The organism is Mailhella massiliensis, from assembly GCF_020741395.1.
GTDB classification, from domain to species: domain Bacteria; phylum Desulfobacterota; class Desulfovibrionia; order Desulfovibrionales; family Desulfovibrionaceae; genus Mailhella; species Mailhella massiliensis_A.
In genome coordinates this window covers 1-9,530 of the sequence record NZ_DYZA01000098.1, presented here as the reverse complement: position 1 = coordinate 9,530, position 9,530 = coordinate 1, and the positions used below count along the sequence as shown (strand labels likewise).

Here is a 9,530-nt window from a genome sequence, read left to right as displayed (position 1 = left end):
AGGAGCAAAAGCAACAGTTGTAGAATTCAATCCAGGATTTGAGCCAAATGATAAATATGTAGAAATCTTAGATATTGTAAAATCTGTATCCGATACAGTAGATATCATGGACGCCAACTTTTTTCTTTATTCTCCTGATTTTATATCTATTCTTTACAGTGCCGCATCTTCCGTCGTGCAGGTGGATCCTTCCTATCCCGCTTACTTCAGGGATAACGCCATATTCGTCATAGGCTACTATCTGGTGGGCGGGGCCGTCGGATACTTCTGCCGTCCTGAAAAGAATCTCGGCAACAGGGAGGTTTTTGAAAGGCAGCTTGAGGAACTTGGGAAGCTCCTTCCCCATGAAAAGAAGCTCATTGCCGTTCTTGTCTCCCTTGTCGTTTTTCTCTTCACCTATCAGTTCCACCACGTCGATATGGTGTACGGTTTTATTTTCGCCCCAATGCTTCTTTTCATGCCTGGTTTTAATGTAGGGAATGCGCAGGCGATTAAAGAAGTCCCCTATCCCGTGCTTTTCTTTATTACGGCGTGCATGTCCATAGGTGCGGCCGGCAACGCCGTGGGCTTCGGGCAGGTGGTTTCCGCCACGCTGGTACCCATGCTCCAGGGAGTGAGCGAGACGATCTTTTTGTATGCCGCATTCTTCAGCGGCCTCTTGCTGAACTTTATCATGACGCCTCTTGCGGAAATGGCCGCTCTGGGCCTCCCTTTCGCGCAGATCTGTCAGGATCTCGGGTTCAGCATCAAGCCCATGTTCTACATGTTTTTCCAGGGCTGCGCCCAGCTCTGGCTTCCCTATGAAACGGCCGTTTATCTGGTGGCCTTTTCCATGGGACTTACAAGGATCAGGGATTTCGTCATGATCATGACCATCAAGTTCGTCATCAATCTGGTGTTTCTTTCCACAGCGGGCATACTTTGGTGGAAATACCTCGGCCTTCTGTAACAGTATTTTCCCTTTTGTATTTTCCAGACAGAAAGCCTCTTGTCATATAAAGAGGTTTTCTGTCTGCACAGTTATGGATGATGTGCGTATATTGTTCTTACCGAACATATCGGATAGCATGAAGAATCGCTATGTCATTCAGTCTTTCCAGAGGGTGATTCCTTGCGCATAGAACAGTTGACATTTTTTCTGACGCTTGTGCAATGCGGTACCTTCTGCGCCGCTGCGCGAAAACTGGGCATCACGCAGCAGGCGCTCAGCTTTTCCATCCAGTCGCTGGAGCGGGAGTTCGGCGTAACGCTTGTTCGGCGTCGTCGGGGCGGCTGCATGCTTACGGAAGAGGGAAATATTTTCTTGGCGTACGCACAAAAGTGCCTTGACGACCATGAGCGTATTCTTTCCTATTTCGCGGAAAGGCAGGCGGCCGGATCTCTTCATGATCTGGATCTGTTCACATATTCCTTTGTTTCCGACTGCCTTTTCGACACTATACGTGATTTTCAGGCGGAACGCTCGGATATGCGTATTACTGTACGCTTTATGGAGGAGCATCGGTTCATGCGGCGCCTGCGCGCACATGACAGGGGAGATTCTCTGTTTTTGTGCACGATTCCCTTTGTGGAGGATGAAGAACCCATCCACAGATTCATGTTTGCCGGGGCGGATACGCATATTATCAAAAAAAATTATTATATTGCCTGCGTAGGGAAACATTCCCTTCTTTCGCAGGAAACGGTCGTGTCGGTTAACGACCTTCTCCGCCTTCCGTTCATACTCCCAAGGGAAAAGAAGCAGGCCTGCACGCCCTTGCAGCACGTACTTGAGCAGTACGGAACGCCCAATATCGTCCAAACTATCCCCAGCCTTTTTTCCTGGACGCAGTCGCTGCGTCGCAATGTCGGCGTCAGCCTCATGCAGGAGAGCCTGGTACAGCCGGGACGGGTGCAGAGGCGGTTGGCGGAACATGTGCGTTTTATTCCCCTGAAGGAGAAGATAGGGGCGTATCAGTGCGTGGTGCTTCCACCAAGGCCCAGCCGGAAGGCTATGGCCTTTGTCCACAGGTTGGAGCAGGCTTTGGAGGTGCGTGGCTGCGAGACGGAAAAAGAGTTCGTCCCGGTACTCTTTCCAGGAAAGACGTTATGAAAATAGGGGCGGGCCGAGAGGCCCGCCCCTATTTTTAAGGCGTTATGCGGGGACTAGAACTTTTCTTCGTCGCCGCGCTTGCGCAGGGCTGTATGGCCGCCGGAGGAATTCACTGTTTCAATGCCCATTTCACGCAGCTTGAGCTGGGCTTCGTAGGCGCGGGTACCGGTGTTGCACACCAGAGCCACGGGGCGGTCGGTGGGGATTTCCTTTGCGGCGCGGGCGTTGAATTCTTCCAGCGGCAGAGAGAGGTACTGACCGGGGTGACGTTCTTCGATGGGCTTGCCGGCCTTGGCGGGACGGATATCCACAAAGAGGTAGTTGTTCTCGTCGCGCTTTTCCCACAGATCCATGAATTCATCGGGGGTAATGGCGTTGTGGTAGCCGCTCACCACGTTGTCGGCCACGTTGCCGGCGGCGTTGATCACGTCCATAGCGGAGGCGAAGGGCGGCGCATAGCAGACTTCGAGGTTGGAAAGGTCGTTCAGCGTGGGACGGGAAACCTGAAGCATGGCGGCCACGGCGTCGGTACGGGCCTTTACGGCGGAGCCGTCGGTGCTCATGCCCTGGACGCCCAGCACACGGCGGGACTGCTTGTCCACGACCACGTTGATGCTGGTGTTGGTGTGCCCGGGATAGAAGTGGGCCTTGTCGGAGCCTTCCATGCTCACTTCAATGGCGTCGAAGCCGGCCGTGCGGGCCTGATGCAGGGTGAGGCCCGCGCCGGAGGCGTACATCTTGTTCAGCTTCACACACCAGGCGCCCACCACGCCTTCGAAGGTGGCCTGGCCGCCGGCGAGGTTGGTACCGATGACACGGCCCTGCCTGTTGGCCATGGAGCCGAGGGGCAGATAGGAGAGATCACCGGAAATGAGGTTGCGTACCACGACCACGTCGCCGCCGGCATAGATGTCGGGGTCGGAGGTCTGCATGTGGGTGTTCACCAGAATGCCGCCGCGAGGATGGCAGGCGATGCCCGCGTCCGCGGCAATCTTGGAGTTGGGAGTGACGCCGATGGAGAAGATGACTTCGTCCGCGTCGATGGTACGCTTGTTGGTCACTACCTGGCAGACCGCGCCGTCTTTGCCCTTGAGTTCCTTCACGCCTTCGCCGGTGAGCACGGTGATGCCCATTTCTTCCAGGTCGTGTTTGGCGATCTGACCGAAGTTGTAGCACAGCTGAGCGGGCAGGACATGGTCGAGCATTTCAATGACAGTGACTTTGATGCCCCACATGTCGGCCAGAGCCACGGCCATTTCCAGACCGATGAAGCCGGCGCCTATGATGACGGCGTGATTGATACGGCGGGCGGCACACTGTTCCTGAATGGCCTTGGCGGCTTCAAGGCAGGTGACGGAGGTGACGTTCTTGAGATCCGCGCCGGGAATGGGAGGGATACGGGGGCTGCTGCCCGTGGCGATGACCAGCTTGTCGTAGGGCAGGTCGCTCTTTTCGCCGGTCTGCGTGTTCTCTACGGTGACGGTTTTTTCCTTGCGGTTAATGGAAAGGGCACGCGTGTGGCAGATGGCGTTGACGCCCTTGAGCTCCTTGAAGAATGCTTCGTCGCGCACGACGCCGGCGTTGGTGGTGCGCAGGCCGTTCATCTGAGGTACGTCGCCGCCCACGAAGTAGGGAATACCGCAGCCGCCGTAGGAAATGTAGGTGCCCTGATCAATCATGGTGATGTTGCTTTCGGGCATAAGGCGTTTGGCGCGTGCGGCGGCCTTGGGACCGAGGGCGACGCCGCCGATGATGAGAATATTGGGAGCCATGTGGAAAACCTCCAGAGAATAACGGTTCGTTTCGCAATAAAAAAACTATCGCCGGATATGTTATCAGCAAGTAGTCGGAAAAGGCAAGATAATTACGCCGTCCACAGGCTCTTCACAAATCCTTTTCTGCCGTCCTGGCGGGTAAAAATGTTGATAACAGTAGTAAAATCAATATATTATTATATATTTTCCTGCTAAAAAATCTCTTTGTTAAATGCTGTGGGCGCAAAGTGCTCCTCAGAAGGAGGGCTTTTTCAGACTTGGGCAGCAATAGGGGGGGGCGGTGAGACGGCAGTTGTTCCAACAGCTTGTTCCTTTTGGAAAAAGTAAGTTCTTTTTTTATCAAACATGGGAACAAGGTGCAATGTCGTCCCTGTTCCCGCCGATGCGGGACAAGTCTTCACAAAACTATGGCCGTCATGCCTGAAAAAGGAAGAAAAAAAGCATGGTAAAGAGATAGAGGGAGAGTTTCCCCCCCCTTCCTTGCTTTTGATGCGCGTACGCATGGGGAAATACTATGAGCAATAGAAAAAGAAAAACAGTAGGATAAGGAAAAAGTTGGGTAAGGATTATGCCTGGCCGCATACGGTGAGGATAGGCATAGGTTTTATGACAACCCATAAAAATTACAGCAACTGGGCCGACCTGCGGGAAGGGCGGGTGGAGTCCGCCGAGATGGGTACGGGGGAGGGATGCGCGTCGTGACGGGGGCCGGGAGAAAGCGCGCAGCGGACTGCATGAGAGGCTGTGGTATGGGGCTAGGGCGGAAGGCATAGGTTTCGGGCCGCGCGGCATGAACACCGGGCTTTTGGAAAAGGCCGCTTCCTTTTTTATGCGGGGTCACCGGTTGTGCATGCTTTTCGCAGGAGAGCGGAGGGGAGAAAAAAGCCGGAACATTGTTCCGGCTTTTTTTGTGTCCGGGGGGCGGAGCTTATTCGCCGAGAGCTTGGTGATAGGCCTCCAGCGCGGCTTCCAGATAGGCGCCCTGCGGCTTTTCCGGCAGGCTCCAGGCAAGGGCGTGCAGGCCCGCGGCAAGGTCGGCCCAGTCCACCCAGCCCATGTGGGCGAGGCGAATGACCTTTTCTTTGAGATTACCCTGCCCGGCGGTGAGGATGACGCCGCAGTCTTTGAAGGCCTTTGCCACTATGGGGCTCGCGGGCATGGAGTCGGGCATGAGAATGCTGGTCAGGCCCCAGGTATAGCGGCCTTCTTCTTTGACGAAGAGTTCCATGCCCATGGCGGAAAGTCCGGTCCTGGCCATTTGCGTGAGCGCCCACTGCTTTTTGAAGACATTGTCCATACCGAATTCCAGCAGCATGGTCAGCGCTTCATGCAGCCCCACCAGCAGGCTGATGGGCGAAGTGTAGTGCGTCTGATTCTTTTCACAGTTGGCCCTCTCCTGTACCAGGTCGAAATAATAGCACTGCGGGCTGACCTCTTCCGCTTTTTTCCATGCGCGGTGCGAAAGGGCAATGAAGGCGAGGCCCGGAGGCAGCATGATCCCCTTCTGCGAACCGGTGATGAGGCAGTCTATGCCCCATTCATCCATGGGCACGGGGGAGATGGATACGGCGGAAATGCCGTCGGCCACCAGAAGGACGTCCCGCTCGCGGGTGATGGCGGCCACTTCCTTCACGGGATGAAGCACGCCCGTGGAGGTCTCGGAGATCTGCATGAACACGCCGCGTATGGCGGGGTCGGCGTCCAGCATGGCGCGGATTTCTTCCGGATCAAAGGATTCGCCCGCATTTTTGGAAAGCACCACGGCCTTCAGGCCGCGCATCTTCACAATGTCCACCCAGCGGTTGCCGAAATAGCCCGCTGTAGCCACAAGCACCTTTTCTCCGGGGGAAAACAGATTGAAGGCAGCTGCCGTCATGCCGCCCGTGCCGGAACAGGCCAGGGGAAGGACAGGCGATGCTGTGCAGAAAAGTGTTTTCAGCATGGCCTGGTTCTCAGCCAGAATGGTTTTGAACGCATCCTTGCGGTGATGCGGCAGAGGGGCGGCCATGGCCAGTCGGACACGGTCGGGAATGGGCGTGGGGCCGGGGGTGAGCATACGGGTAGCCTGAATGGAAGACATGGCGGAACCTCTTGTGCCGGCAATGTGTCGGAATGTTTGGCGCGGAATATGCGCGTCTTCACGGTATAGAAAAACGTCCTTAGCGGCAAGTTTTCCCGATAAGGGAAGAAAAAGCCCTGCGAAGCAGGGCACGGGGCTTGTCGTTCTTTCCGCCTAGGCCTGAAGATGAAACAGGAAGGCCTTGAGATAGGCGGTTTCCGGCATGGCCGGGTGTATGGGATGATCCGGGCCCTGGAAGCCCTGAAAGAGCAGTCGTGCGTTCCGGCGGCGTTTTGCCGCGGCCCTGGTGACGAGACCCCGCAGAGCCTCGGACTCCAGATGATGAGAGCAGGAACAGGTCATGAGCATGCCGCCGGGCCTGACCAGGTCGAACCCGAGTTCATTGACGCGGGCATAGGCTTCCAGGCCTTGGCGCGCGTCTTTCTTACGCTTGATGAAGGCCGGGGGATCCAGGCAGACCACATCGAAGGTACGGCCTTCGCGGCGAAGCTCGGCAAGCAGGGTGAGGGCGTCGCCTTGCAAAGTTTCCACTTCGGCTCCCGCCGTTTCTCCATTTTTCCGGGCATAGGAAAGGGCCTGTGCGGAAGCGTCCAGAAAGCTCACTTTGCCCGCTCCGTGTTTTGCAGCCAGGGCGCCGAAGCCCCCGGCGTAACAGAAGGCGTCCAGCACATGGCAGCCGGGCGCAGCCTGAACGAAGGGCGTCAGCGCGGCGCGGTTTACCCGCTGGTCGTAGAACCAGCCGGTTTTCTGACCTCCCTTGAGCGGCAGGGCGTAGGATATGCCGTTTTCCTCTATCTCAATTTCATCGGGAACTTCGCCCAAGGCGGAGCGCTGGAAGCGTTCCAGCCCTTCCAAGTTGCGGGAGGCTACATCGTTGTCCAGCAGCAGAGAGGAGGGGTGCAGCAGGTCGTCCAGTATGCCGACCAGTTCTTCGGTATGGGCATCCATACCAGCCGTGCTGATCTGGCAGACGATATGTTCACCGTGGCGGTCGGCCACAAGGCCGGGCAGAAAATCGCCCTCACCGTGGCAGAGGCGATAGAAGGGCTTCCGGAACATGCGTTCACGCAGGGCAAGGGCGTCGGAGAGGCGGCGGCGCAGAAGGTCTGCGTCGAGCTTTTCCTCCGCCTTGCGGCTTATCATTCGCACGGCGATAAGAGAGGCCGGATTCACATAACCTGTGCCGAGGGTGCGGCCCCCACAGTCGGCCACAAGCACGGATTCTCCCGGCGCAAAGGAAGGAAGCGGCGAACGCTTCACATCTATTTCATTGCTGAACACCCAGAGATGGCCTGCTCGCAGACGGCGGTCTTCGCCTTTTTTCAAGAAAACGGTTTCCATGGCGTGGTGTGGCTGAAGTTGTCGGAGGGGAGGCTTGGGAAGGGGCTCGGGACGGGACATGGCGCAAGGGCTGCCCGGGCTGCCGGAAATGCCCTGCGTTTCGAACCGTACGGCTAGAACAGGTTCAGGATGAACATGCAGAACCAGAGCGCGGCATTGAGGGCGAGCATGAGGAACACGGCGGCGGAAGCCATGTCCTTGGCGTTCTTCACTCCGATATTGTACTCTTTGGTAATAAGGTTGAGGGTTTCTTCAATGGCGGTGTTGATAAGTTCCGCCATCATGACGAGAAGCCAGGCTCCCAGGGCGATGAGCCAGGTCGCGGCGGGCTTCTGGTATATGCCCAGCAGGACGATGAGGAGGATGAGTATGCCCGTTTCCTGCCGGAAGGCCAGGCTGAGGCGAAGGCCCGTTTTCAGTCCGGCCAGGGAATAGCCCGCTGCCTTGAAGATGTGGAAGAATCCTTCCTTGAAGCGTTCGCTGTTCATCGTCATGCCTGCTGCTTCGGCTCGCCGCCGATTTCAAAAGAACGGAATTGACTGGTCTGTCCATTGGCCTTGGGACATTCTTTGCGCAGGTAGCAGATATCGCAGGCGCCGCGGAAGGGGTAGGGGGTGAGCACGCTGAACTTGGGCAGCATGGAGTGGGTGAGATCCTGGTAATCCAGCCCCTCTTTGGCAAGAGCATCGCGCAACGCGGCGGTGGGCTCCGGCGCAGGGGCGCAGCCCGCTTCCTCCGCTTCAGGCAGAAGCTGGTATATGGCGCACTGGCACATGGTCTGGGCAAGGGCGCTCAGGCGGTAGCCGTATTCCGAGGATTTGGCCCACTGTTCGTCCACTTCCTTTTCCACGCCTTCTTCCAGCCACAGGGCAAGATAGCGGCCTTTGCCGGTTTCCAGCTTGAGGGCGTGCAGCATGGGCAGCCAGCGCTCCCAGGTTTCGGCCATTTCTTCGACCACCTTGCCGCCGAGGCGTTTTTCGGAGAGAAGGTTCAGCAGAAGTTCAAAGTCGAAGACAGGGCGGACGGGCAGCGTTTCCTTGGTGTAGCTGTTCATAAAAGTTCCTCTTGGGAGTAATATCGGAAGGCCGGTGTTCCCAGGGCCGTCTTGAAGGCCTCAATGTGCCGCGCGACCGGCGTTCCGTCAAGTGGCGTCCGAGCCTGCGGAACGCCCTTTCCAGACATAAGATTCTTTACTTGCAGGGCCAGTAGGAGTATGAAGAAATGTCCCGGCCAGCCCGTGAGGCGGCCATTTCCGAGAGGTTTGCATGAGTCAGATCAGATATCCCAGCAGGGTGCGCTACGAGTACAGCCAGGATCCCGACTGCCGCCTTCAGTACACGCACGGCGTGTGGGGCGGCATCAATCCGCAGGGCGAGATTGAAGTGAATTTTTATGTGGAAAGCGACAAGCTTCCTTCGTTTTCCGAGCGGGCCGTGGAGCCGGATGGTGCTTTCGGTGCGGAAGTGGTGCCCTTCGATGAGGAAGAGCGTGTCATTAATCGTCATATCCATTCCCGCGTGCTTTTCAACTATCACACGGCCCGTGCCCTCATGGAGTGGCTGGAAGAGAAGATAGACACGCTGGAAATGGAAGAAAGCGCCAACTACAATCCCGAAGAGGGCGGTCCCGAGGTGCAGCAGTAAATGCCCCGCAGGAACCGTTATCAGATAGGCGGCGAGGAAGAAAAGGAGCGCGTGAGCCGCTCCCAGAAAAAACGCGACAGCTCCGCCCTTCAGGACGTGGGGGAGCGCCTTGCAAAAATTCCTGCCGTCAAAAGGGCGTGCCTGCCGCTGCCGGAAGACCTGCGTGAAGCCTTGGAGGAATACGACCGGCTTTCCGGCCATGAGGCCAGACGGCGGCAGCTTCAGTTCATCGGCCGCCTTATGCGTGAAGCGCGGGAAGAAGGCACGCTCCAGGCCGTACTGGACGCGCTTGCCGTACTGGAATAACTCCTCGCGGAGGAAAAATCGGCCGGGCGCATATTTTTGCTTGACGTCCTCTGCCGAATGTGGCAAATCTACCTCTGCAACGGGGATGTAGCTCAGTTGGGAGAGCGCTTGAATGGCATTCAAGAGGCCAAGAGTTCAATTCTCTTCATCTCCACCAGGTATTTCAAGGGGTTATGGCATAAAGCCGTAACCCCTTCTTTTGTATTCTTGCTTTGTTGTGCCAGTTTTGTGCCAGTTTTTAAGAGAAAATGAAGAAAAATTTTGGTCGATTTTTTGGATATCGCGCTCTCCCA

The 9,530-nt window shown here is 56.6% G+C and carries 10 protein-coding genes and 1 tRNA gene; 6 read left to right on the top strand and 5 right to left on the bottom strand.

What is annotated here, in order from left to right; translation table 11 throughout:
• Positions 1-106: 106 nt before the first annotated feature.
• Both K8W16_RS05300 and K8W16_RS12365 read left to right on the top strand, forming a co-directional pair.
• Complete coding sequence (locus tag K8W16_RS05300; RefSeq protein ID WP_304121831.1) at positions 107-949, top strand: anion permease; 843 nt, start codon at positions 107-109, stop codon at positions 947-949.
• A gap of 198 nt (positions 950-1,147) precedes the next feature.
• Complete coding sequence (locus K8W16_RS12365; RefSeq protein ID WP_369694457.1) at positions 1,148-2,092, top strand: LysR family transcriptional regulator; 945 nt, start codon at positions 1,148-1,150, stop codon at positions 2,090-2,092.
• Positions 2,093-2,145: 53 nt separating this feature from the next.
• On the opposite strand, the gene K8W16_RS05290 is transcribed toward K8W16_RS12365, so the two are convergent.
• Complete coding sequence (locus K8W16_RS05290) at positions 2,146-3,864, bottom strand: FAD-dependent oxidoreductase (protein ID WP_304121827.1); 1,719 nt, start codon at positions 3,862-3,864, stop codon at positions 2,146-2,148.
• A 558-nt stretch (positions 3,865-4,422) separates the two neighbouring features.
• On the opposite strand from K8W16_RS05290, the gene K8W16_RS05285 reads away from it, so the two are divergent.
• Entirely contained in the window at positions 4,423-4,569 is a 147-nt protein-coding gene (locus K8W16_RS05285; protein WP_304121824.1) for a hypothetical protein, read from the top strand.
• A gap of 226 nt (positions 4,570-4,795) precedes the next feature.
• On the opposite strand, the gene K8W16_RS05280 is transcribed toward K8W16_RS05285, so the two are convergent.
• The 4 genes from K8W16_RS05280 to K8W16_RS05265 all read right to left on the bottom strand — a co-directional run bounded on the left by K8W16_RS05280 (position 4,796) and on the right by K8W16_RS05265 (position 8,342).
• On the bottom strand, positions 4,796-5,947 hold the full coding sequence (locus tag K8W16_RS05280) for an alanine--glyoxylate aminotransferase family protein (RefSeq protein WP_304121821.1): 1,152 nt from the start codon (positions 5,945-5,947) through the stop codon (positions 4,796-4,798).
• Positions 5,948-6,100: 153 nt separating this feature from the next.
• The gene (locus K8W16_RS05275; RefSeq protein WP_304121819.1) at positions 6,101-7,288 is read right to left on the bottom strand and encodes a class I SAM-dependent rRNA methyltransferase; all 1,188 of its coding nucleotides are present in this window, start codon (positions 7,286-7,288) and stop codon (positions 6,101-6,103) included.
• Positions 7,289-7,401: 113 nt separating this feature from the next.
• Positions 7,402-7,782 (bottom strand): diacylglycerol kinase, encoded by a 381-nt coding sequence (locus tag K8W16_RS05270; RefSeq protein ID WP_304121817.1) that lies wholly within the window; start codon positions 7,780-7,782, stop codon positions 7,402-7,404.
• The gene (locus tag K8W16_RS05265; protein WP_304121814.1) at positions 7,779-8,342 is read right to left on the bottom strand and encodes a hypothetical protein; all 564 of its coding nucleotides are present in this window, start codon (positions 8,340-8,342) and stop codon (positions 7,779-7,781) included. The genes K8W16_RS05270 and K8W16_RS05265 overlap by 4 nt, the downstream gene beginning before the upstream one ends.
• A gap of 211 nt (positions 8,343-8,553) precedes the next feature.
• Here K8W16_RS05265 and K8W16_RS05260 point away from each other — a divergent pair, with 211 nt between their 5' ends.
• The 3 genes from K8W16_RS05260 (at position 8,554) to K8W16_RS05250 (ending at position 9,394) form a co-directional block, all read left to right on the top strand.
• Positions 8,554-8,931: a hypothetical protein gene (locus K8W16_RS05260; protein ID WP_304121811.1), complete on the top strand. Its 378-nt coding sequence runs from the start codon at positions 8,554-8,556 to the stop codon at positions 8,929-8,931.
• Entirely contained in the window at positions 8,932-9,237 is a 306-nt protein-coding gene (yjgA, locus tag K8W16_RS05255) for a ribosome biogenesis factor YjgA (protein ID WP_304121808.1), read from the top strand.
• Positions 9,238-9,318: 81 nt separating this feature from the next.
• Positions 9,319-9,394 (top strand) — tRNA-Ala (locus K8W16_RS05250).
• Positions 9,395-9,530: the final 136 nt, after the last annotated feature.